Annotated in this window: 20 protein-coding genes; 11 read left to right on the top strand and 9 right to left on the bottom strand. The window is 67.5% G+C overall.

Going from position 1 to position 22,231, the window contains the following annotated elements; translation table 11 throughout:
• Nucleotides 1-48: 48 nt before the first annotated feature.
• From H6844_13820 to H6844_13835, 4 genes are all read right to left on the bottom strand, one after another.
• Nucleotides 49-1,353, bottom strand: coding sequence for a TRAP transporter large permease subunit (locus tag H6844_13820; protein MCB9930478.1), 1,305 nt, complete (start codon nucleotides 1,351-1,353; stop codon nucleotides 49-51).
• Nucleotides 1,353-1,898, bottom strand: a complete 546-nt coding sequence (locus H6844_13825) for a TRAP transporter small permease (protein MCB9930479.1) — start codon at nucleotides 1,896-1,898, stop codon at nucleotides 1,353-1,355. The genes H6844_13820 and H6844_13825 overlap by 1 nt, the downstream gene beginning before the upstream one ends.
• A gap of 95 nt (nucleotides 1,899-1,993) precedes the next feature.
• On the bottom strand, nucleotides 1,994-2,959 hold the full coding sequence (locus H6844_13830; GenBank protein ID MCB9930480.1) for a TRAP transporter substrate-binding protein: 966 nt from the start codon (nucleotides 2,957-2,959) through the stop codon (nucleotides 1,994-1,996).
• Nucleotides 2,960-3,471: 512 nt separating this feature from the next.
• Nucleotides 3,472-5,526: a hypothetical protein gene (locus tag H6844_13835; GenBank protein ID MCB9930481.1), complete on the bottom strand. Its 2,055-nt coding sequence runs from the start codon at nucleotides 5,524-5,526 to the stop codon at nucleotides 3,472-3,474.
• Nucleotides 5,527-5,942: 416 nt separating this feature from the next.
• On the opposite strand from H6844_13835, the gene H6844_13840 reads away from it, so the two are divergent.
• The gene (locus tag H6844_13840; protein MCB9930482.1) at nucleotides 5,943-6,782 is read left to right on the top strand and encodes a TauD/TfdA family dioxygenase; all 840 of its coding nucleotides are present in this window, start codon (nucleotides 5,943-5,945) and stop codon (nucleotides 6,780-6,782) included.
• Between the two features lie 25 nt (nucleotides 6,783-6,807).
• Here H6844_13840 and H6844_13845 read toward each other — a convergent pair whose 3' ends face one another.
• Nucleotides 6,808-7,431: a glutathione S-transferase family protein gene (locus H6844_13845; GenBank protein MCB9930483.1), complete on the bottom strand. Its 624-nt coding sequence runs from the start codon at nucleotides 7,429-7,431 to the stop codon at nucleotides 6,808-6,810.
• Nucleotides 7,432-7,567: 136 nt separating this feature from the next.
• Here H6844_13845 and H6844_13850 point away from each other — a divergent pair, with 136 nt between their 5' ends.
• From H6844_13850 to H6844_13875, 6 genes are all read left to right on the top strand, one after another.
• Nucleotides 7,568-8,515 carry a succinylglutamate desuccinylase/aspartoacylase family protein gene (locus H6844_13850; protein ID MCB9930484.1) on the top strand — a complete coding sequence of 316 codons (948 nt, stop codon included), beginning with the start codon at nucleotides 7,568-7,570 and terminating at the stop codon, nucleotides 8,513-8,515.
• Nucleotides 8,516-8,533: 18 nt separating this feature from the next.
• Nucleotides 8,534-9,391, top strand: coding sequence for a DMT family transporter (locus tag H6844_13855; protein MCB9930485.1), 858 nt, complete (start codon nucleotides 8,534-8,536; stop codon nucleotides 9,389-9,391).
• An 88-nt stretch (nucleotides 9,392-9,479) separates the two neighbouring features.
• Nucleotides 9,480-9,827: a ribosome-associated translation inhibitor RaiA gene (locus H6844_13860; GenBank protein ID MCB9930486.1), complete on the top strand. Its 348-nt coding sequence runs from the start codon at nucleotides 9,480-9,482 to the stop codon at nucleotides 9,825-9,827.
• A gap of 116 nt (nucleotides 9,828-9,943) precedes the next feature.
• Nucleotides 9,944-11,128: an acyl-CoA dehydrogenase family protein gene (locus H6844_13865; protein MCB9930487.1), complete on the top strand. Its 1,185-nt coding sequence runs from the start codon at nucleotides 9,944-9,946 to the stop codon at nucleotides 11,126-11,128.
• Nucleotides 11,129-12,331: a hypothetical protein gene (locus tag H6844_13870; protein MCB9930488.1), complete on the top strand. Its 1,203-nt coding sequence runs from the start codon at nucleotides 11,129-11,131 to the stop codon at nucleotides 12,329-12,331.
• Between the two features lie 158 nt (nucleotides 12,332-12,489).
• Entirely contained in the window at nucleotides 12,490-13,314 is an 825-nt protein-coding gene (locus tag H6844_13875; GenBank protein ID MCB9930489.1) for an esterase-like activity of phytase family protein, read from the top strand.
• Here H6844_13875 and eda read toward each other — a convergent pair.
• Both eda and H6844_13885 read right to left on the bottom strand, forming a co-directional pair.
• Entirely contained in the window at nucleotides 13,253-13,876 is a 624-nt protein-coding gene (gene eda / locus H6844_13880; protein ID MCB9930490.1) for a bifunctional 4-hydroxy-2-oxoglutarate aldolase/2-dehydro-3-deoxy-phosphogluconate aldolase, read from the bottom strand. The two genes, H6844_13875 and eda, sit on opposite strands and share 62 nt — an antisense overlap.
• Nucleotides 13,866-14,726 carry a dihydrodipicolinate synthase family protein gene (locus H6844_13885; protein ID MCB9930491.1) on the bottom strand — a complete coding sequence of 287 codons (861 nt, stop codon included), beginning with the start codon at nucleotides 14,724-14,726 and terminating at the stop codon, nucleotides 13,866-13,868. Before H6844_13885 ends, eda begins: the two co-directional genes overlap by 11 nt.
• Nucleotides 14,727-15,084: 358 nt before the next feature.
• On the opposite strand from H6844_13885, the gene H6844_13890 reads away from it, so the two are divergent.
• From H6844_13890 to H6844_13900, 3 genes are all read left to right on the top strand, one after another.
• Complete coding sequence (locus tag H6844_13890; GenBank protein MCB9930492.1) at nucleotides 15,085-15,972, top strand: hypothetical protein; 888 nt, start codon at nucleotides 15,085-15,087, stop codon at nucleotides 15,970-15,972.
• A 130-nt stretch (nucleotides 15,973-16,102) separates the two neighbouring features.
• A complete protein-coding gene (locus H6844_13895; protein ID MCB9930493.1) occupies nucleotides 16,103-19,033 on the top strand; it encodes an FAD-binding protein in 2,931 nt (976 codons plus the stop codon).
• Between the two features lie 75 nt (nucleotides 19,034-19,108).
• Entirely contained in the window at nucleotides 19,109-19,984 is an 876-nt protein-coding gene (locus H6844_13900; GenBank protein MCB9930494.1) for an NUDIX domain-containing protein, read from the top strand.
• A gap of 300 nt (nucleotides 19,985-20,284) precedes the next feature.
• Here H6844_13900 and H6844_13905 read toward each other — a convergent pair whose 3' ends face one another.
• Entirely contained in the window at nucleotides 20,285-20,623 is a 339-nt protein-coding gene (locus H6844_13905) for a hypothetical protein (GenBank protein MCB9930495.1), read from the bottom strand.
• 314 nt (nucleotides 20,624-20,937) lie between these two features.
• Complete coding sequence (locus H6844_13910; protein ID MCB9930496.1) at nucleotides 20,938-21,816, bottom strand: CoA ester lyase; 879 nt, start codon at nucleotides 21,814-21,816, stop codon at nucleotides 20,938-20,940.
• Between the two features lie 156 nt (nucleotides 21,817-21,972).
• Here H6844_13910 and H6844_13915 point away from each other — a divergent pair, with 156 nt between their 5' ends.
• A complete protein-coding gene (locus H6844_13915) occupies nucleotides 21,973-22,167 on the top strand; it encodes a hypothetical protein (GenBank protein MCB9930497.1) in 195 nt (64 codons plus the stop codon).
• The last annotated feature ends 64 nt before the right edge of the window (nucleotides 22,168-22,231 follow it).

Below are 22,231 nucleotides of genomic sequence, written 5' to 3' on the forward strand. Positions count from 1 at the left end.
GGATTCCCTCCGGTTCCTTTCCGGGGCGACGCGGATCGGGCGCGGCCATCAGGGCCCGACCATGTAGCGGACCGGCATCAGCACCAGGTCCGGCACCGCCGTGATGATGGCAATGCTCATCAGCATCAGCAGGAAGAACGGCATGGCCGCCCGCGTCACCTGCAAAATGTCCCGCCCGGTCATCCCCTGGAGCACGAACAGGTTGAAGCCCACCGGCGGCGTGATCTGGGCCATCTCGACGACGATCACCGTGAAAATGCCGAACCAGAGCATGTCGATGCCCGCACTCTGCACCATGGGCAGCACCACCGCCGCGGTCAGCACCATCATCGAAACGCCGTCGAGAAAGCAGCCGAGAAAGATGTAGAGCACCGTCAGCAGCACGATCAGCATGGTCGGCGACAGCTGCCAGGCCTCGACATAGCCGGCCAGCACCCGCGGCACGCCGGTGAAACCCATGGCGATGGAAATGAAGGCGGCGGCCACCAGGATGAAGCCGATCATGCAGGATGTCCGCACCGCGCCCATCAGGCTCTCCATGAAGGACTGCCGCGAGAGCGAGCCGGTGAAGAATGCCAGGGCGAGCGCGCCGAGCACGCCGACCGTCGCTGCCTCCGTCGGCGTCGCATAGCCGCCATAGATCGAACCCAGCACCACGAAGATCAGGCCCATGACCGGGAACAGCAGCCGGGAGGCCTTCAGCTTCTCGGCGAAGCTGACCCTTGTGTCGGGGGCGGGGGCGATGGCCGGGTTCAGCTTCGCCCGCACCATGACATAGGCCATGAAAATGCCGATGATCATGATGCCCGGCACCACGCCGGCGATGAACAGGCGCGAGATCGACTGCTGCGCCACCACGCCATAGACGATCAGCATGATCGACGGCGGGATCAGCAGGCCCAGCGTGCCCGAGCCCGCCAGCGTGCCGATGGCCAGGGTCTCGTCATAGCCGCGCTTGCGCAGTTCCGGCATGCTCATCCGCCCGACCGTGGCGCAGGTGACGGCGCTGGAGCCCGCCACCGCCGCCATCACGCCACAACCGACGATGTTGACGTGCAAAAGGCCGCCGGGCAGCCGCGCCACCCAGGGGGCGAGGCCGCGAAACATGTCGGACGAAAGCCGGGTGCGGAACAGGATCTCCCCCATCCAGACGAACAGCGGCAGCGCCGTCAGCGCCCAGTTCCAGCTGGCATCCCAGACCGTGCTCGCCAGCAGCGAGCCGGCCGGTGCGGGCGAAAACACGGCCAGGGCGACGAAGCCGACCCCCATCAGCGTCGGCGCCACCCACAAGCCGGTGGCGAGCAGCCCGAGCAAAAGGCCGAACAGAATGAGCGAAACGAGACCGGCGTCCATCAGAGCGCATCCTCCACATGGGCGCCCGCTTCCAGATGCCCTTCCGCCTCGGCCAGTTCGGCCGGGTCATAGGTGGCGGGCAGGCCGCGCACCAGCGCCACGAACTCATCGACCAGGGCAATCAGCAGGCAGAGCGCCCCCAGCGCCATGGCGGAGCGCGGAATCCAGAAGGGAATGGCCAGCAGGCCGGGGCTGATATCCCCGAATTTCCAGGAAAAATAGACGAGGTCGAACGACCAGTAGCAGAAATAGCCGACCATGGCGGCGAACAGGCCGACGGCCCAGAGATTGAGCCCCCGGCGCAGCCCGCCGCGGGCGAGGCGCGTGAACAGCGTCACCCGGATATGGGCGCCCTGCCGGTAGGTGTGGGCGAGGCCGAAAAAGGTCGTCGCCGCCAGCGCAAACCCGGCCGTCTCCGTCGAGTCGATGGCGACGCCGAAAAAGCGGCCGCAAATCTGCGCGATGATGGTCAGCGCGATCAGGGCGAGAAACACGGCGGCCAGATAACCGCTCCAGCGATACAGGCGGTCGAGCGCGATGCGCATGCGGAAATACCTCGAAACGGGGGCGAAGGAGGCGCCGGCCGGAGCCAGGCACGGGCGGAAACCGCCCGCCCGCGCCCGGCTCCGTCACGTCTCCGTCACTTCAGCGCGACATAGCGGTCGAGCACCGCAATCGCCTCGGGGCTGGCGGTCTCGCGCCAGGTTTTCATCATCTCGGCCCCGATCTCCTGCATCCGGTCGATCACGTCCGCCGGCGCCTTGGCGACGGTCATGCCGTGATCGGCCAGCACCTTCATCTGCTCCGCGGTGGTGGCGGCGCTCATTTCCCAGCCGCGCAGTTCCGCGTGCCGGGCGGCGGTGAGGATCGCGGCCTGGTCCACCGGGGAGAGCGCCTCGAAATAGCTCTTGCCGACCACGACCGCGTTCTTGGAGAAGATCGCGCCCGCATAGGTGAAATGGTCGGTGTTGTCCCAGGCCTGGATGTCGATACCGGTCTGCGGGCTGGTGAACAGCGCCTCGATCAGGCCGGTGGAGAAGGCCTGCGGGATTTCGGCAAACGGCAGGATCGTGGCATTGAAGCCCAGCATCTCGCCCATTTGCTGCGTCGCCGTCGAATAGATGCGCAGCTTCTTGTCCTTGAAGTCCGCCACGCTCTTCACCGGCACCTTGGTGTAGAAGCCCTGGCCCGGCCACGGCGCGTAATAGAGGATTTTCAGCCCCTGCGCGTCGAAGATCTTGTCGAAATAGGCCTTCTGCAGGTCCTTCAGCAGCCAGGCATGGGCATAGTCGCCGGCGATGAAGGGCAGGCCGGCCAGAATGTACATCGGGTCCTCGTTGCCATAGACGCCCAGACGGATCTCGCCGATCGGGATCTGGCCCCGCTGCAACGCCGTCTTGATCGCGTCCAGCTTGATCAGCGTGTCATTGGGGTTGAGCTTGATGTCGACGGACGAGGTGGTCTTCACCTCGTCGATGAACATGCGGATGTTCTTGGTGTGGAAATTGCTGTCCGGATAGCCGGACGCCATGATCCAGTCCGCGGCACCGGCCGGGGAGGACAACAGGACCGCCAGGGCGGCCAGGACGAAACGCATTCGGAGCATGAAGCTGGCTTCCTTCCGTCGGGAGTCTGGTCGATGGCCGGTTGCTGTCGCCGGCCGTCGACGCGCCCTCGGGTCAGAGCAAATTTCGTGCCAAGTCCGGCCCGTCTCCCGGACCGCACCATCGGGCCGTCGCCTTGCCGCATTTTTGGGCACCCACCGCGCGGCGACTGGGTGATCTCCAAGCAGTTGCAGCGGGTTGCCGTAGGCGGGCGGCGCCAGGGCCCAAAGGCCCCGGCGCCAAACCGGCCGCTAGAGCAAGTTCTTTTCCCACTGGCGCCGTCCTCGCGAATGCAGGGGACCATGCCTGAGAGACCAAGACAGAGTCCTGCGTCGCTCGAGCGGGTTCTTTTCCCGCTGGCTTACCACCCCATCTCCCCTGTCCTCGCGGAAGCGGGGACGCACGCCTGAGAGACCCATACAGAGTCCGTGTCCTGAGAGACGCTCTCAGGCATGGGCTCCCGCTTGCGCGGGAGAGGGGGCAGGAGAGTGGCTCAACCATTGCCGAAAGCGCCCTAGTTCTGTGTCGGGCGGTAGCAGAACGACAGCGGGTATTCCTCGTAGCGCACGGTGCCGTGGAAATTGTTCGCGCCCGGGGAGAAATTCCCCACGATGGTGCGATCCCAGGCCCGCATTTCGATCGTGTACCCGCATTCCACCGGCAGTTCCGAAGACCCGGTGGCGGCCTGATGCGCGGCCGTCAGGTCGAAGGTCGACAACAGCACCGCCGTGTCGTTCGGCGGCTGCGTGCCCGTGAGACTCAATTCCGGCCGGTCCGAACCGTCATTGTCGAAGACGTTATCGACCGACGGCGCAATCGCGTGCCAGCCGACGGCATTGCCTCCGGCCCACCGCAGCGTGTAGCGCCAGAAGTGGGAGTCGCGGGCGCGCCCCAGCAGGTCGAGCACGACGCTGCCGGGATCGCCCTCCACCTTGCAATCGTTGACGGTCAGGCCGGAGCCGGCCGCCGCCGCCAGGGTCATGCTGATATCGCCGGAGAGCGGCATGTCCTTCGAAACCGGCAGGTCGTAGTTCGTGTTGTCGAGCCGGATCTGAACCGGCGGGCCGACGAATGTCGGCACCGCGGCGCCGATTTCCCGCATCACGATGCGGAAGCGCACCATCACCGGCGGATCGGTCGGGTTCAGCCCGGTGGCCAAGGCACCGGAATCCCAGACGGCGAGGCTTTCGTTGTCGCCGTACGAGCATTCGTCCCAGCGGCGATAGTCGCTCAGTTCGAACCAGCCGCCCGGCTTCGGGTCGTAGATGTCGTTCGGTGCGCCGAGCGGGCAATCCAGGATCATCGGGTTCGGGTTGGCGTCGACCTTGCGCGACCAGTTCGCCGGCACCGTCAGGGTGTTCGGATCGCCGATCGCCGGAAAGCCGGAGCCATCGTCAAGCTCGACCCGGTATTCGAAGTTGGCGTAGTCGGGACAGCTCACGGCACTCGGCAACGCACCCTGGATGCGGATGTCGTGGCCGAACGGACGGTCGGACAGGCCGCCCGACATGGCCAGGCCCGTCGCGAAATTGATGAAGCCGACCGGAACCTCGCTGATATCGGTGATGACCGGCGAGGCACAGGCGATGTCCGCCAGGTCCAGATGCAGGGCGTCCAGCCCCAGGTCGAAGGTCGGTGGGGACAGCGATTTCAGCAGGTCGAAATTCTTGTAGCGCACGTTCGGCCCGGGCGTCAGCACGTCGCCGTCCGTGAACGCAACCCGTGCCCGTCCGTCCACCTCGGTGGACAGCAGTTCGGCGACCCCGTTGGTGCGCGGGTCGAGGCCCAGCGTGTAGGCGTCCAGCCCGAAATCCGCGCCGCGCACCGGAATGCCGGCCGGCAGGTTCGGCAGCAGATCGGCGTGGGACCGGAAAATGGCCCCGGTCGCGGCCGACAGCAGGTCGCCGTCGATGAAGGCGGGGGCTTTCGGGACAGGCGCCGTGCCCTCGGTCGAGAACAGGATGTCGACCTTGAACTTGCGCAGGATCTCGGCCAGCAGGCCCGGATTGGAGGCCAGCCGCTCGCGCCCGGCCTCGCTGACGGCTTTCAGCGCTTCCAGCAACCGCTCCTGGTTGCCGACGAACGAGACCGCGTCCAGACCGATATCGTAGCGCGGTTGCAGCTTGGTCTGCGCCAGCAAGGCCGCGTTCGGAATAATGAGGCCGTTCAGGAACGGCACGGTGCTGATGAACAACAGGTCGCCGGCGGTGAACTGGCCGTGGATCGAGTCCAACTCGGTCGAAAACGCCAGGGTTTCGCGCTTCTCGCCCAGAGCGGCGACCGCGTCCAGGCCGAGATCGGTTTCGGGAATGTCGAACCGCCGCAACAGTTGCGCATTGCGCAGACAGACGGTCGTCTGGCCGCTGCCGGGATCGAAATTCAACAGGTCGCCGTCCGATACGATCGGATTGCCGTCCGGCGCTTCGCCACGCTGCATGGTGAAGTCTTCGGAGGTGGAAAACAGCATGCCGCGGCAACGGGGAATGATCGACTGCGCGCCGGCGGTGATCGGCACCGCCATCGCCGCCGCCAGTATGGCGGACGCGAGCAATGGTCTGCGAACTCTCATAGGGCATCCTCCTTATGATCCCGGGGATCGATCCCGTTCGGTTGGAGCGGGCGGGTCGCCGCCTGACGCCTGCAACAGTCCTTGGGTTCCGAGCGATTAAAGGGATGGCTTTTGGCCCGTCACGTGACGAGCCCGACCATGGCTCCAACCAAACATTCGATAAGTATACACAAATTTTTGGTGCAATTAAGGCAATTTTTACAATTTGAACCAATTCCAACAGTCGCTCGCAAACATTACATTTGTATTTTTATAACTGAATAGGAATGACTACCGACTTGCCGGAAAATGCCTCGCCCCACCGCAAATCCCTGCGCAACAGCGTCTGCGGCACGCGGTCAGAAGGGCGATGGACCGACAAAAGCCGAACCCGTTAGGATCGGGCGGAATACGATTGCACGAGGAAAGGCCGTCCCATGCATGTTCGCCCCACCGGCGCCGCCGTCGGCGCCGAACTCCAAGGACTGAATCTGGCAGATGGCTGGGACGACGCCACCGCCGCCGCCATCCATGCCGCGCTCGACGAATACGGCGTGCTGGTCCTGCGCGACCAGACGCTGACGCCGGAGCGGCAACTCGCCTTCACCCGCGTCTTCGGCGAGCCGGAGGTCAATTTCAACGCGCTTCGCTTCGGCGTCGACGGCAGCCCGCAAATCTATCGCATTTCCAACATCACGGAGAACGGCCAGCCGATCGGCACCCGGCGCGCCGGTGAGACCTGGCACACCGACATGAGCTATGCCCGGCACCCGGCCAAGGCGACAATGCTCTATGCGGTGGAGGTGCCGCAGTTGCACGGCCTGCCGCTGGGCGGCACCTGCTTCGCCAACGCGCGCGCCGCCTATGACGCCCTGCCGGCCGCAACGCAGGCGGCCATTGCCGGCCTGAAAGGGGTGTTCGATTTCCGCGGCCGCAAGCGCTCCTCCCCCGTCAGCGCCGAGGACATTGCGAAATACCCGCCGGTCGAACACCCGATCGTGCGCACCCACAAGCGCACCGGCCGCAAGAGCCTCTATATCGTCCGCGACGACTGCACCGGCATTGTCGGCCGGTCCGCGGCGGAAAGCCGGGCGCTGATCGAGGGGCTGGCCGACCACATCGTCAAGCCGCAATTCGTCTACCAGCACCAGTGGCAGGTGGGCGACGTGGTGGTGTGGGACAACTGCACCGTGCAGCACCGCGCCGTGGTCGACTACGACCTGCCGCAACGCCGCCTGATGTGGCGCACCACCGTGCGGGGCGAGGTGCCGGTCTGACCGCCTCGCCCCGCCGGGGTGAGGATCAGACCGCCTGCACGTCCAGGCCGCGCTGCACGGCCGGGCGGGCGCTCATGCCGTCGAACCAGCGCTTGACGTTCGGCAGGCGGTCCCAGGGCAGGTCGACCCATTCATAGCGCACGGTCCAGGGATAGACAGCGATGTCGGCAATCGAATAGTCGCCGCAGATGAAGTCCTTGCCCTCCAACTGCTTGTTCAGCACGCCATAGAGCCGGTAGGTCTCGTCGGTGTAGCGCTTGATGCCATAGGGCACCTGCTCCTTGGCGGCGCGGCGGAAATGGTGCGCCTGACCCTGCATCGGGCCGACGCCGCCCATCTGCCACATCAGCCATTGCAGCACCTCATAGCGCTTGCGCGGCTCCGCCGGCCAGAGCGGGCTGCCGGTCTTTTCCGCCAGATAGATCAGGATCGCGCCGGACTCGAACAGCGAGAACTCGCCGCCGCCGGGGCCATCGGTGTCGACGATGGCCGGGATGCGGTTGTTCGGCGCGATCTTCAGAAACTCCGGCTTGAACTGCTCGTCCTTGCCGATGTCGACCGGGTGCCACTCATAGGGGATGCCCAATTCCTCCAGCATGATGGAGATCTTGCGGCCGTTGGACGTGTTCCAGGAATAGAGATGGATCATGGCTGGGTTTGCCTTCCTGCGCGGTTCGAAACTGCCGGTAACAGGCGTCGCACGCACCCGCCGCCAAGTCAATTGCGGCCGCGGCCCCGGCGCTTATGATAACCGCTTGCATCCCGCGAGCGGCCGAGCCCATCCGATGACCTTCGACACCCCCATTGAATTCGCCTGGCCGGACATCAGGCGCTATGCCGACGGCAATACGGGCATTCCCTATGTCTGGAGGTTCGACAGCGGCCAGCCGGGCCGGCATGTGATGGTGAACGCCGTCACCCATGGCAACGAGTTGTGCGGCGCGGTGGCCGTCGACCTGCTGTTCAAGCTGCGCATCCGGCCGAAACGGGGCCGCCTGACCCTCGGCTTTGCCAATCATGCGGCCTACAACCGGTTCGACCCGCAAAACCCCTGGGCGACCCGCCAGGTGGAGGAGAACTTCAACCGGCTCTGGGTCGAGGAGCGGCTGGACGGACCCGAGGACAGCCTGGAATTGCGGCGCGCACGGGAAATGCGGCCGGTGTTCGACGCCGTGGACGACCTGCTCGACATTCATTCCATGTCGACCGAAAGCCCGCCGCTGACCCTGTTCTGGGGCAATGCGAAGGAGCAGGACGCCTACCGCCGCACCGGCTATCCGGCCCATGGCATCGGCGGCCCAGTGCACGACCCCGGCAAGCGCATTATCGAATACACGCCGTTCAACGACACCGGCAACGACAAGACCGCGCAACTGGTCGAGTGCGGCCAGCACTGGGCCGACTACACGCGCAAGGCCGCCATCGACACCGCCTTTCGCTTCCTGGTCGCCATGGGCACAATCGATGCGGCGGACGCGGCCCCGCACCTGCACGACCGCAACCCGCCGGCGCCGCGCGTGCTGGAGGTGACCCACGGCATTGCCGCCAAGACCGACCGTTTTGCCTTCGCCGCCCCCTATAAGGGGCTGGAGACCATCGCGGCGGCCGGCACGGTCATCGCCCATGACGGCGATGCGCCGGTCGCCACCCCCTATGACGATTGCGTCCTGGTCATGCCGAACCACCGCGCCGGCAAGGGCCAGCGGGTGCTGCGCCTCGCCCGGCCGGTCTGACGGGCGCCGCAGAACCCCATGAACCGCGACAATCTCCGCGGCGCGCTGTGGATGGCGGTGGCGGCCTGCTGCTTCGTCACCATGGGCGTCGCCGCGCGCGAACTGCATCTGCGCGGCATGAACACGCCGAACATCATGGTCTGGCGCAGCGGTTGCGGCCTGATCCTGTCCAGCCTGCTGATCCTGCTGACCGGGCGGCTGTCGCAATTCCGCACCCGCCAGGTCAAGGGCCATGTGGTGCGCAACAGCGTGCATTTCGTCGGCCAGTTCGCCTGGTTCTACGCCCTCGGCCAGTTGCCGCTGGTGCTGGTGACCAGCCTGAACGCCACCGTGCCGCTCTGGGGCGCGATCTTCGCGCTGTTCTACCTGAAAGAGCGGGTGACGACGCAGCGCCTCGTGGTGATCGGCCTGGCCTTTGCCGGCGTGCTGATCATCCTGCGGCCCGGCTCTGTGCCGATCCACCCCGCCGCCCTGGTCTCGCTGATCGGCGCCATGGGCTATGCCGGCGCCGCCATCCTGGCGAAGCAACTGACCCGCCAGGACAGCGCGCTGACCGTGGTGTTCTGGATGATGCTGCTGCAACTCCCCATGGCCTTCGCCCTGGCCATCTGGGACTGGACCTGGCCCACCTGGGGTTTGGTGGATTTGCTGTGCATCGCCGTCGTCGGCTCCACCGGCGTGCTGGCGCATTTCGCCATGGCGACCGGGCTGAAAAAAGCGGATGTCAGCGTCGCCATGCCGGTCAGCTATATCCAGTTTCCGCTGGTGGCCGGCCTGGGCTTTGCCCTCTATGGCGAGGTGCCAAGCGTCTATGTCGCCATCGGAACGGTGCTGATCGTTACGGCCAATTGGTATAACATCGTTCGGCGCGGCTGATCCGGGGCAACGGGGTTTCCCCTCGCAATCCCGGCAAGGCCGCCCCAAATCCAAAGGGTTGGAGCAACTTCACGAAGAGGGATTGCCTATGCAAGTTGAACCGCAAGTCGCCTTTGAAGGCTTCGAACCGGACGACCGCGTGCGCGACCGCGTCGCCTCCGAGATCGGCAAGCTCGAAGGATATTTCGAGCACATCACCTCCTGCCGGGTGGTGGTGAAGCTCGGGTCCGGCCGGCGCCAGCATGGCGACCTCTACGAAGTGACGATCCAACTGGCCCTGCCCAGCGGCCGCGACGTGATCGTGAACCGCAACCCTTCGGCGAACCACGCCCACGAGGATGTGCTGGTGACGATCCGCGACGCCTTCCGCGCCGCCCGGCGGCAAATGCAGGACGAGGTCAAGAAAATGCGGGGGGACGTGAAACAATCCGTCTGAGCCCAAGCCGCGCCGGCCGCCCCTGCCAGGGTGGGCCGGCCGCGGCGCCGATGCCGTATCCTCAGGGCACGATAGTGGCTATCGTGCCCTGAAATACGTTCAGGAGGTCCCGCCCCATGAGCCTGCCGCTCTCCCCCGAAGACCTGGCCTTTCAGGCCGAGGTGCGCCAGTTCGTCGAACAAAATCTGCCCGCCGATATCGCCGCCCGCGTTCAGGAATGCCGCGGCGACTACAAGGGCGACTACACCCGCTGGATGCAGATCCTCGCCCCGAAGGGCTGGAGCGCGCCGCACTGGCCCAAGGAATACGGCGGCGGCGGCATGACCAGCTGGCAGCGCCACCTGTTCGAGGAAGAGGTGCAGCGCCACCCGGTCCCCTATGCCGCGCCGTTCGGCACCACCATGGTCGGGCCGGTGATCTACACCTTCGGCACGCCGGAGCAGAAGGCGCGCTTCCTGCCCGGCACGGTGAATTTCGATATCTGGTGGTGCCAGGGCTACTCGGAGCCCGGCTCCGGCTCGGACCTTGCCAGCCTGCGCACCCGGGCCGACCGCGACGGCGACCATTATGTGGTGAACGGCACCAAGGTCTGGACCAGCTATGCCCAGCACGCCGACTGGATTTTCTGCCTGGTGCGCACCGCTTTCGACGCGCGTAAGCCGCAGCAGGGCATTTCCTTCCTGCTGTTCGACATGAACTCGCCCGGCATCGAGATCCAGCCGATCATCTCCATCGACGGCCACCACCATCTGAACATGGTGCATTTCACCGACGTGCGCGTGCCGGTGGACCAGCGCATCGGCGAGGAGAATATGGGCTGGACCTATGCCAAATTCCTGTTGCAGTACGAACGCTTCGGCATTGCCGAGGTGGCGGAGAGCCAGGCGCGGGTGATGAAGCTGCGCCGGACCGCCCGCGAGCAGGGTCTGGAGGCGGACGAAAGCTACATGCGCACCCTCGCCCGGACAGAGGTGGAGTTGCAGGCGCTGGCCGGCACCAATCTGCGCTATCTGGCGGCCGACGCCCAGGGCAAGCCGGTAGGCGCGGAGGCATCGATGCTGAAGATTCGCGGCTCGGAAATCCGCCAGCGCCTGACGGAGCTTGCCATTGCGGCCGGCGGCTCGTATCTCGGGCCTCTTGCCGGCTATGATCGCGACGTGGGTTCGAATCTGGACGAGGTCCTGCCCGCCTATCTTCGCGGCGCCGCCGACGACTATTTCTTCAGCCGTGCCGCCACCATCTATGGCGGCACCAACGAAATCCAACGCAACGTGATCGCCAAGGCGACTCTGGGCCTGTAGATGACCGACGAAAACGAACCCAAGAAAACCCCGACCGAACCGGCGGCCGAGGCGCCGGAGGCGGCTGCCGCGCCGGCTGCGGCACCGCCGACTCCGGCCGCCGAACCGGCCGAACCCGTGGCCGCTGAGGCCGCGCCGGTGGAGCCTGCGCCAGTGGAGCCCGAACCGGTCGAGCCCGCGCCGGTGGAGCCGATGGCGGCCGAGCCGGAGCCGGTGGCGACTGCCCCCGCCGAACCGGAAGCCATGCCGGCCGCCGAGGCCGCACCGGAGCCGGCCCCCGAACCCGTGCCCGAACCGGAACCGACACCCGAACCGGAGCCCGTGCCCGAAGCCCAGGCTGAACCCGAAGCGCAGGCCGAACCCGAAGCGCCGGCTGAACCCGAAGCGCCGCAACCGGTTGAGGCTCCGGCAGAGCCCGAAGCCGCCGCCGAGCCGGAACCGGCAGCCGAGCCGACCCCGGAACCCGCTGCCGAACCGGAGCCGGAGGCGCCTTCCGAACCGGAACCGGAAGCCGCAGCAGAACCGCAGCCCGAGGCCGCTCCCGAGCCGGAACCCGAGCCGGCGCCGCTCACCGTCTACGAATACCGTTATGTTCGCGTCCGCCAGAACTCCTGGGACACGGTCGAGCAGGTAATTTTGGGCGAGGGCGCCGCTGCCGTCGCCGAAGCCGGCGGCCAGTTCTACGGCCTGTGGCTCGGTCAGATCGGCCTTTCGATCAACCAGGGCGTCGTCGTCACCGTCTGGCCCAGCCTGGAGGCAGCCCGTGCCAACGGTGCCAGGGCCATGGCCAAGCATCAGGACATCGCCGCATCCGAAGCGCTCTACATGGAGGCGACCGCGCGCCCCGACGAGCCGACCCCGCCGGAAGGCCCGGGCGTGTTCGCCCATCGCGTGTTCGATGTGCGTCGCGACGACACCGAACGCTTCATCGCGCTGTCGGCCGAAGCCTGGCCCCAGTTCGAGCGGGTGTTCGGCGGGCGGATTTTCGCGCTCTGGCGTGAGACCGGGCACGATCGGGCCATGGATCGTCTGATCCTGCTGACCCGCTATCCCGACTATGCGGCCTGGGAGGCTTCGCGCTTTTGGCGACCCGACCCCGACCCGAACGCGGCCGACGCGTTGCAGCGCTTCCGCGAGCGGCGCGAAATCACCGTCGATTCCGTCGTCTATACCGCGCGGCTCGCCACGCCGTCCGCGGGCTGACGCGGTTTTCCCTGGCGGTCCTCACCGTTCTGGCGGCCATTGGCGTCGCCGGAACGGTTGCCGCCAATGCAGCGGAGACGCCGCCGCTCGGCGTCCCGACCGGCTCGCAGGTCCTGACCGACGGGCACAAGGCGTTCGGCGGCCTGTCGGGGCTGGAAGTGCTGGACGCCGGTCATCTCGCGGCGATCAGCGACCGGGGCTGGATCGTGCGCCTGCGCAAGACGCCGCCCTTCCCCGTCACCGCGCTGCAAGCCCTGGGCGGGCTGCCACGCGCCCACTATCTCCGGGATTCCGAGAGCCTGCGCCGGGCGCCGGACGGCGGTTGGTGGGTGGCCTTCGAGGGCACCAGCCGGGTCGCATGGTACCGTCCGGGCTGGCAGGGCCTGACGCAGCCGCCGAAGGCCGTGCTGCTGCGGCGTGCATTGCGCGATCTCACCGGCAATCGCAGCCTGGAAGCGGTGGCGGCCCTCCCCGACGGGCACGGCCTGGCGCTGGCCGAGCGGACGGGCGATGCGCTCGCCGTTCTGTTCGACCGCGACGGCCGCGAACTGCGCCGCCTCGCCTTCCGCACCGACTGGCCGCCGGTCGATGCCCTGGCGCTGGACGATGGCGGGTTGCTGATCCTGACCCGCACTCCGACCTGGCCGCTGCCGCCCCTGTTTGCGACCCGTCTGGAATACGTCGCCCCCGGCTGGGAGGCCGGCCCGCAGTTCGAAAGCCGGCCGCTGTTCCGGCTCGACCGCACGCTGCCGGCGGAGAATTACGAAGGCATGACCGCCGAGCCACTGCCGGACAACCGGCTCCGCGTCTGGCTGGTGTCGGACGACAATTATCTGAGCCTGCAATCCACCATTCTGGCCTGGCTCGACCTGCCGCTCGCCTGCCTGCGTGCCGAAACCCGGTGCCGACTGGCGCCCGGCGCTACAGCGACGCTGCAGCCCGTGCCAACGCCACGATCCCGTCCCAGTCCTGCGCCGCAATGAGGCTGGCCGGGGCCGGCCAGGATCCGCCGACTGCAAAGACATTGCGGCAGGCCAGATACTCCGCCGCATTGCCCTGGTCCAGGCCGCCGGTCGGGCAGAAATGGATCAGCGGCAGCGGCGCTGCCAGTTGCCGCAACGCCTCCACACCGCCCGCGGCACTGGCGGGGAAGAATTTCTGGTGGGCAAAGCCGTGCTCGGCCAGCGTCATCGCCTCGCTCGCCGTCGCCGCCGCCGGCAGATAGGCGAGCGGGCTGTCCTTGGCGGCGGCCAGAAGATGCGGCGTCGCGCCAGGGCTCACCGCGAAGCGGGCGCCATCCGCCGCGGCCTCGGCGAAATGGTGCGGCAGGGTGACGGTGCCGGCGCCGACGATCGCCTCCGGCACCTCGCCCACGATCCGCCGGATCGCCTCCTGGGCGGCGGCGGTGCGGAAGGTCACTTCCAGCACGTTCAGCCCGCCCCGGACCAGGGCGCGGGCCAGCGGCACCGCGTCCCCGGCGTTCTGAATGGTCAGAACCGGAATGACCCGGACCGACCCCAGCAATTCGGCGATATCAGGCGACAAGCCGCGCCTCCAGCTTCTCCAGCGCCACACGGATGGCCGTGCGCTGTTCCGGTGTCGCCACCGGCATCGGCGCTCGCGGAGCGCCGGCCGGCAGCCCTTGCAGGCTCTGCGCGTATTTCACGCAGGCCGGCAGATTATCCGCAAACATGGCATTCCACAACCGCAGAAGATCCTCGTGCAGTTCCAGGCTCTTGGCATGCTCGCCCGCCTTCACCGCGTCCCAGAGTTCGACCAGCGCATGCGGTGCGGCCGCGGGAATGGCGGCGATGCAACCGTGTGCGCCCAGCGCGAACGAGGGATACATCAGCGCATCGACCGCACTGAAAATCTTGCGGTCCGCCGGCGCGTCCAACAGCAGGTCGGCCATCAGCTTCAGGTCGCCCGCCGACTGCTTCACGCCGACCACGCCCGGTACTTCCGCGAAAATCCGGCAGAGCAGCGCCGGCGAGAGATAGGTCCAGGGCACCACGTTGTAGATGATGATCGGCACGCCGGTTTCCGCGGCCATGACGCGGAAATGCTCGACCATGGCGTCGTCGGTGGGCCGGAACAGATAGTGCACCGGCGTCACCTGCAAGGCCGCGACGCCCAGGTCGCGCACCGCCTTGCCGCGCCGGATCGCGTCGCGGGTCGAATCGACGATCACGCCGGCCACCACCGGCACCCGCCCCGCGGTCGCGTCGCAGGTGGCGGCGATCAGGTCGCGGAATTCCTCGTGGTCGAGCGTGTGTCCCTCACCGGTGGAGCCGCCGGCGGCCAGACCATGGCAGCCGGCCTCGATCAACCAATCCACCTGCGCCTTGACCCCGCCCGGATCGAACTCGCCCGCGGCGTCGAAGGGCGTGGTCATCGGCGGGATAATACCGGTCAGTTCGCGCAATTTTTGTGTCCTCCCAAGGATACGCGTCCGGATCGGCGTCCCTGCTTTGGGGCCCGTACACTCTCGCACGGCATCGACCGTTTCCGGATTTCCCGGAAGTCGCCGATGGCGGCTTGCCTTGTCAACGGGACGATCCGCCGCCGGAGCCCGCGGCGATACCCCCGGTCCCGGGCGGTGCGATTTCGGGCGTCCGGCCCCTGCGCCAGAGTGCGCAACCGGCCGTTGACGTGGATCAAACGGTACCCTGCCTACCGTGCTAAGCGTCAGTCCATAGCCCGATTGACGCCCGCCCGGCAGACGCCGCCCCGGGCAGAAAGGAATTGTTCCGATGTTGCCAACCCGTGGCCTTCTGGCGGCCCTTGTCGGCGCTGCCGCGTGCAGCACCGCCGCCCTGGCCGAAGACGCCGCCGCCCCGAAACTGCGCTACATCCCGCCGGTCACCAACCCGACCTTTGCGGAATCGCCGTTCATCACCACCGAAGTGCGCCCGATCGTGATCTATCACGACATTCCGGACACCTTCGCCACGGCCGGCAATTCCGGCAAGGTGATCGCGTTGCAGGCCCGCTATGCCATCACCGACCGGCTGGCGCTGATCGCGACCAAGGACGGCTATGCCGACATGGACTATGGCGCCCTGAAGGGCGACAGCGGCTTTCTCAACATCGCCGCCGGCCTGAAATACGCCATCATCGACGATCCGGCCGCCGGCCACATGCTGACGCTGGGCGCGCGCTACGAATTCCCGAGCGGCGACCTGAACGCCGGCCCGTTCAAGATCCAGGGCGATGGCGACGGCTTTGCCAACGTCTTCGTCTCCGGCGTGCAGCAATGGGGCAATTTCCAGGTCCAGGCCAGCGGCAACGCCCACATCGCCATCGACGACGATGCCGACAGTTCGCTGCTGGTGGGTTCGCTCCAGGTCAATTATGCGGTGCTGGAAAACTTCCTGCTGGGCGGCTTCTATCCGCTGGTCGAGTTGAACGTATTCCACCACTTCAACGAGCCCGGCCGCACCCCGCTCACCGCCGGCGGTTATGACGTGCTGACCCTGGGCGAGACGTCCTCCAACACGGTGGTGTCCGGCGCGGTCGGCTTCCGCATGAAGATCAACGAGACCGTGCAGTTCGGCGCTGCGGTCGAGGTGCCGATCACGGACAAGGACGGCGAAGCCACCAACTGGCGCGCGACGGCGGACGCCATCATCCGCTTCTGATCGCGCCGGCCTTCCCGGCGATCCGGGGCGCTTGCGCCTCCCGGAAAGGACCGCTCCCCTGAAGCCGAAACGGTGCTAGAGGTGGGCGGTCTTTTTTGTGTTCGCCTGAGTTCGCCAGGAGCCAACCGCCATGCCCGACGGCTTCACCCCCGCCAGCGCCCTGCAATCCGGCAAGCGCGTCGGCGACAGTCGCCTCGCGGAGCGCCTGCGGCGCGAGGTCGAAGGCGATGTCTGGTTCGACGCCTATAACCGCGGCCGCTACGCCACCGACGCCAGCATCTACCAGATCGACCCGATCGGCGTCGTCCGCGCCAAGTCCGTCGCCGACATCCAGGCGGTGCTGACGCTGGCGCGCGAGGAAGGCGTCACCGTCCTGCCCCGCGGCGGCGGCACCAGCCAGTGCGGCCAGACTGTGGGCGAGAGCGTGGTGGTCGACTGCGCCCGCTGGTTCAACGCGCCGATGAGCCTGGACGTGGAGAACCGCCGGGTGCGGGTGCGGCCCGGCATGGTTCTGGGCCAGCTCAACAAGGCACTGGCGAAGCACAAACTGTTCTTCCCCATCGACCCGTCGACCGCCAGCCGCGCCACCATCGGCGGCATGGCGGCGAACAATTCCAGCGGTGCGCGCTCGATCCGCTACGGCCTGACCGTCGACAATGTGCGCAGCATCGACGCGATCCTGGCGGATGGCACGGCGCACCAGTTCGGCTGGGTGCCCGGCAATCTCGACGGCGGCGACGGCTCGCCCGGCTATGTCGAGTTGGTGCAGAAAATGCGCGAACTCGCCATCACCAACTCGGAGGAGTTGAAGGCGCGCATCCCCAAGGTGCTGCGCCACGTCGCCGGCTACAATCTGCACCGGGTCGACCCGGCCGGGCACAACATGGCGAACCTTCTGGTGGGCTCGGAAGGGACGCTCGCCTTCTTCACCGGCCTGGAACTGGACTTGCAGCCGGTGCCGGCGCGCAAGGTGCTGGGCGTCTGCCACTTCCCCAGCTTCCGCAGCGCGATGGAGGCGACCAAGGAACTGGTAAGCCTCGGCCCCGACGCGGTCGAGCTGGTGGACAACACCATCCTCACCCTGTCGCGGGAGATGCCGCAGTTCGCCGCCACCATGGCCGAGGTGGTGCGCGGCGCCCCCAACTGCCTGCTGCTGGTGGAATTTTCCGGCGACGACGCGGGCGATCTCGCCGCGAAGCTGGACGCGCTCGCTGCGAAAATGACGGACCTGGGCTATGCGGACGCGGTCGTGCCGATCACCGATCCCGCCTGGCAGGGCCGGGTCTGGAGCGTGCGCGAGGCGGGGCTGAACATCGTCATGTCGATGAAGTCCGCCGGCAAGCCGATCAGCTTCATCGAGGATTGCGCCATCCCGCTGGAGCATCTGGCCGACTTCACTTCGCGCCTGACCGAGTTGTTCGAGGCGAACGGCACGTCGGGCACCTGGTACGCCCATGCCAGCGTCGGCCTGCTGCACGTCCGCCCGGTCATCAACCTGAAGGAAGAGGCCGGCGCCAGGCAGATGCGCGCCATTGCCGAGGGGGCGTTCGACCTGGTGGCCGAATACGGCGGCTCCCATTCCGGCGAGCATGGCGACGGTTTCGTGCGCTCGGAATTCACCGAGACCATGCTGGGCGCGCCGCTCACCCGCGCCTATGAGCAGGTGAAGGACGCCTTCGACCCAGAGGGCCTGTTCAACCCCGGCACCGTCGTCCGGCCGCCGCGCATGGACGAGCGCGACCTGTTCCGCTTCAAGCCCGGCTACCGCGCCGAGCCGATCCAGACCGCGCTCGACTGGAGCGAGTGGGGCGGTTTCCTGGGCGCGGCGGAGATGTGCAACAACAACGGCACCTGCCGCAAGATGGCGCCGGACGTGATGTGTCCGTCCTTCCGCGTCACCCTGGACGAGCAGCACGTGACCCGCGGCCGCGCCAACACGCTGCGGCTCGCGCTGTCCGGCCAGCTCGGCCCGGACGCGATCAGCAGCGAGGACATGCGCGAGACGCTGGACCTCTGCGTCGGTTGCAAGGGCTGCCGGCGCGAATGCCCGACCGGCGTCGACATGGCGCGCATGAAGATCGAGGCGCTCTACCACTACCACAAGCGGCATGGCTGGAGCCTGAAGGACCGGCTGGTGGCCCACCTGCCGCGCTATGCCCGCATCGGCGCCTTCCTGTCGCCATGGCTTAATCTATTTAGCTTAGTCCCAGGCGCCGGACGGGTGCAGCAGGCGGTCGCGGGATTCCACCGCAACCGCTCCCTGCCCCGCTGGGCCGGCAATCCGTTTCGCCCGATCGAGGCCGGCACGCACCCGCTCGGCCAGGACGGCAAGGACGTGGTGCTGTTCGCCGACACGTTCAATTCCGCCTTCGAGCCCGCCATTCCCCGCGCGGCGCTGAAAGTGCTGCGCGCCGCCGGCTATCGCGTTCACGCCATCGAGGCCCGGGGCCGCCCGCTCTGCTGCGGCCGCACCTATCTCTCGGTCGGCAAGGTCGACGAGGCGCGCGCCGAAATGCGGCGCACGGTCGAAGCGCTCAAGCCCTATGTCGCCGCAGGCGTCCCCGTGGTCGGCCTGGAGCCGGCCTGCCTGCTGACGCTGCGCGACGAGTTCCATGCGGTCCTGCCCGGCGCCGACACGAGGGCGCTTTCCGACAACGCCTTTCTGCTGGAAGAGTTCCTGGCGAACGAGTTGGACGCGGGCCGGCTGCACCTGAAACTGAAGCCGCTGGTGCAGCGCCAGGCGCTGTTGCACGGCCACTGCCACCAGAAGAGCTTCGGCGTCGTCGGCGCGGTGCAGAAAATCCTGGCCCAGGTGCCGGGCCTGAAAACCGAACTGATCGAGTCCAGTTGCTGCGGCATGGCCGGCAGTTTCGGCTACGACGCCAACCACTATGCCGTCAGCCAGGCCATGGCGGAGGCCGCCCTGCTGCCGGCCGTCCGCGCCGCCGGGCCGGACACGCTGATCGTTGCCGACGGCACCTCCTGCCGCCACCAGATCAAGGACGGTACCGGCGCCCGCGCCCTGCACGTGGCGGAGGTGCTGGCGGCTGCGCTGCCCTAGCCTCTGGACGCGCCGCCCGGAATGGCGGAGAGTCCCCGGCAACGGATCCGTCTCGCGTAAGGAATCGCGCGCCCCATGAGCGAAGAGAAGAAGAAGCCCGTCACCCCACGCCCGGCCGCCACCGTCCTGATGCTGCGCGACGGCCCGAACGGCATGGAAGTCTTCATGGTGAAGCGGCACCACAAGATCGACTTCGCCACCGGCGCGCTGGTGTTTCCCGGCGGCAGCGCCGACCCCGGCGACGGCAGCGACACGGTGCGCCGGCGCGCCGACGGCGCCGACGGCCTCAGCGCCGAGGCGCTGCGCTTCCGCACCGCCTGCGTGCGCGAGGCGTTCGAGGAAACCGGCCTGCTGCTCTGCCGCCGCGCCGACAAGCCGGAGGTGCTGGAGGCGGACGAGTGCGCGGCGCTGCAACACTACCGCGCCAAGCTGGAAGCGAACGAACTGGACTTCGGCGAGTTCCTGGAGGCGGAAAACCTGATCGCCTGCCTCGACCGGCTGGCGCATTTCGCCCACTGGATCACGCCTGCCGGCATGCCGAAGCGCTTCGACACCCATTTCTACGTCGCCCGCACCCCGGCGCGTCAGCTGGCCAAGCACGACGGCAGCGAGAACGTGGACAGCGTCTGGATCACGCCGGCCGAAGCCTGTGCGGCGGCGGATCGGGGCGAATACACCGTCATCTTCCCGACCCGGGTGAATATCGAGAAGCTCGACCGCATGGGCAAGGATGTCGCCACCGCCATGGCGAACATCGACAAGGATCAGGTGGTCACGGTGCTGCCGCAGGTCACGCCCATCGAAGGCGGCCGCATCATGAAAATCCCGGCGGAAGCCGGCTATGGTTTCAGCGAGGTGGCGATCAAGGGCGTGCCCGGCACCCAGGGCAATGTCCAGGTGATCGAGCGCGACGGCCAGCAATTCGGCCTCGCCGCGCCGCTGCAGGACTGACGCGGCCGCCGTTCCGCTACCAGGGGCCGCCGCGCCTGCGGAGCCGGTGGCCCTCCGCTTCGGCATCGCTCCCCGACGTCGGCGGCAGCCCCTGTCGGTGCAAGGGCAGGGTCAGCAGTTCGAACGCCAAGTGTTGCCGGCTGCCGCCCGGGTTTCGTGGGCGCTGCCTGGCCCAAAGGCCGGCTTTGAGCGCCCCGAACCAGGCGCGCCCCCAGGCGGAAGCGCCCCGGCCCTCGGTCGGCCCCGGATCGGCCGGCCGCGGGACTGCCCGATCGAGAGCGCCCATGGTCGGTCTCCCCGTCACTGCCAGAGGTCGTCGGTGGCGGTGAAGGTTTCGATCGTCCCCTGTCCGATCAGGACCGCGCTCTCCAGCCCGACGTCGCTGCCATCGAACCCGTCGGCCCAGGCGTCGGCGTCGGCCGTCACCTTTTGGCCCGCATCGAGTTCGACGGCGATGATCTCGTTGCCCTTGGTGTCGTCCAGCACGAGGCGCAGGCCGCCATCGTCGGTTTTGTCATAGGAGAAGGAGTCGAAGTCCAGGCTCTCGTAACGGCCATCACGTCCATAGACCAATTCATAGCCGTCGGCCGTGTCCAGAACAAAGAAATGGTAGTTTCCAAACAATTCTTCCGTCGGCATGGCACTATCCCTTTCTGTCCCGATTTGTGTCTCCTCGATACGGATCAATGTGGGATGCCATCGGGCAACCAACAGTGACTGGCGTCACAAGACCAACCCTGCCGCTTTTTCTTCCAAAGGCGCCACCGGGACACTCTAGAGCGCTTTCGGCACTGGTTGACCCACTCTCCTGCCCCATCTCCCGCGCAAGCGGGAGCCCATGCCTGAGAGCGTCTCACAGGACACGCACTCTGTTTTGGATTCTCAGGCATGGGTCCCCGCTTCCGCGGGGACAAGGAAGCTGGGCTGGTGAGCCAATTGGAAAAGAATCCGCTCTAACCGGCGGCGCGGATCGCCTGCATCAGCGCCAGCGTGCGCCGGGCCTTCTCGACGATGGGGTAGTCGACGAAATAGCCCTCCACCTGGATCGAGGCGCTGCCCGCCGCCTCGGCCGCGGCGAAGGCGGCGACGATCTTCTCGGCATGGGCCACCTGATCCGCCGTCGGCGTGAAGGCGGCGTTGGCCGCGGCGATCTGGTCCGGATGAATGCAGAGCTTGCCCTGAAAGCCCAGCCCGCGGACCGTGGCGCAGGAGGCCTGGAACGCCTCGGTCTCCCGCAGGTGAATGAAGACGCTGTCCAGCGGCGGCTCCAGCCCCGCGGCGCGGCTCACGCTCACCATCCGGTGGCGCATCGGCAGCAATTCGCCCTCGCCCAGGCTCCATTCGCGGCCAATGTCGAGCGTGTAGTCGCCCGCGCCGAACGAGAGCCGCCGAACCCGCGTCGCCGCCGCCGCGATGGCGTCCAGTGCCTGCTCCGCGCGCGCGGTCTCGATGATCGGGATCAGGTCGATGCTGCCGGGGGCCAGACCCGCCTCGCGCTCGCACTGGGCCAGCAGCCATTCGGCCGTGGCGAGTTCCGCCGCGCTCTCCACCTTCGGCAGGACGATGCCGTCGAGCCAGGGGCCGACCACCGCCTGGAAATCGCCATAGGCGAACGGTGTCGACAGCGCATTCACCCGCACATAGCCCAAGGGCCGCCGCGGCACCGGCCTCGCCCGCAGCGCCGCGACGACCGCCTGCCGGGTGGCGGGCTTTTCGGCGATGGCGACCGCGTCCTCCAGGTCGAGGATGACGGCGTCGGCGCCGGCCGCGAACACTTTCGCGACCTTGCGCGGATGGTTGCCGGGCGTGAACAGCAGGGTGCGGAACGGCATGGGCGGCCTCGGGATGGGAGGAAGGAAACGGCGCATCCTATGCCCGCCGCCGCCACTGGCAACGGCGGTTGACAATATAGGAACAATAACCTATTATAGCGCCCATGCTCGCAACCGCCCCCTTCCCGAACCGGCGCCTGGCGCTGGAATGCCAGTATGACGGCCCGATCCGCCCGGTACCGCGCCGGAGCCGATGGCACCGCCGCGCCGGCGCTCCGGCTGGGCTCGGTGGTGGCCGCGCTTCGCCGCCGCCGGCGCCTCGCGGCCCAGGCCGCGGCCGGGGACCCCGCCCTGGCCCGCATGAGCCGCTACCTGACCCAGGCGGTGCGCGCCGAACGGCTGCGGGAGTAGCCAACCGCGGCGGCCGCTTTTCCTCGGCGGCGGCATTGTCCTACAGTGGCGGACCGCGAACCTC

It is taken from the genome of Alphaproteobacteria bacterium (assembly GCA_020638555.1).
Lineage (GTDB): Bacteria > Pseudomonadota > Alphaproteobacteria > Bin95 > Bin95 > JACKII01.

Excerpts from the sequence above, each read along its gene's own strand:
- H6844_13870 (MCB9930488.1), top strand. The coding sequence starts at position 11,129 with ATGACCGACGAAAACGAACCCAAGAAAACCCCGACCGAACCGGCGGCC.
- H6844_13820 (MCB9930478.1), bottom strand. The coding sequence starts at position 1,353 with ATGGACGCCGGTCTCGTTTCGCTCATTCTGTTCGGCCTTTTGCTCGGG.
- H6844_13915 (MCB9930497.1), top strand. The coding sequence starts at position 21,973 with ATGACGGCCCGATCCGCCCGGTACCGCGCCGGAGCCGATGGCACCGCC.
- H6844_13895 (MCB9930493.1), top strand. The coding sequence starts at position 16,103 with ATGCCCGACGGCTTCACCCCCGCCAGCGCCCTGCAATCCGGCAAGCGC.
- H6844_13860 (MCB9930486.1), top strand. The coding sequence starts at position 9,480 with ATGCAAGTTGAACCGCAAGTCGCCTTTGAAGGCTTCGAACCGGACGAC.
- H6844_13840 (MCB9930482.1), top strand. The coding sequence starts at position 5,943 with ATGCATGTTCGCCCCACCGGCGCCGCCGTCGGCGCCGAACTCCAAGGA.
- H6844_13885 (MCB9930491.1), bottom strand. The coding sequence starts at position 14,726 with ATGACCACGCCCTTCGACGCCGCGGGCGAGTTCGATCCGGGCGGGGTC.
- H6844_13855 (MCB9930485.1), top strand. The coding sequence starts at position 8,534 with ATGAACCGCGACAATCTCCGCGGCGCGCTGTGGATGGCGGTGGCGGCC.
- H6844_13835 (MCB9930481.1), bottom strand. The coding sequence starts at position 5,526 with ATGAGAGTTCGCAGACCATTGCTCGCGTCCGCCATACTGGCGGCGGCG.
- H6844_13845 (MCB9930483.1), bottom strand. The coding sequence starts at position 7,431 with ATGATCCATCTCTATTCCTGGAACACGTCCAACGGCCGCAAGATCTCC.
- H6844_13865 (MCB9930487.1), top strand. The coding sequence starts at position 9,944 with ATGAGCCTGCCGCTCTCCCCCGAAGACCTGGCCTTTCAGGCCGAGGTG.
- H6844_13900 (MCB9930494.1), top strand. The coding sequence starts at position 19,109 with ATGAGCGAAGAGAAGAAGAAGCCCGTCACCCCACGCCCGGCCGCCACC.
- H6844_13850 (MCB9930484.1), top strand. The coding sequence starts at position 7,568 with ATGACCTTCGACACCCCCATTGAATTCGCCTGGCCGGACATCAGGCGC.
- H6844_13910 (MCB9930496.1), bottom strand. The coding sequence starts at position 21,816 with ATGCCGTTCCGCACCCTGCTGTTCACGCCCGGCAACCATCCGCGCAAG.
- H6844_13830 (MCB9930480.1), bottom strand. The coding sequence starts at position 2,959 with ATGCTCCGAATGCGTTTCGTCCTGGCCGCCCTGGCGGTCCTGTTGTCC.
- H6844_13825 (MCB9930479.1), bottom strand. The coding sequence starts at position 1,898 with ATGCGCATCGCGCTCGACCGCCTGTATCGCTGGAGCGGTTATCTGGCC.
- H6844_13905 (MCB9930495.1), bottom strand. The coding sequence starts at position 20,623 with ATGCCGACGGAAGAATTGTTTGGAAACTACCATTTCTTTGTTCTGGAC.
- H6844_13890 (MCB9930492.1), top strand. The coding sequence starts at position 15,085 with ATGTTGCCAACCCGTGGCCTTCTGGCGGCCCTTGTCGGCGCTGCCGCG.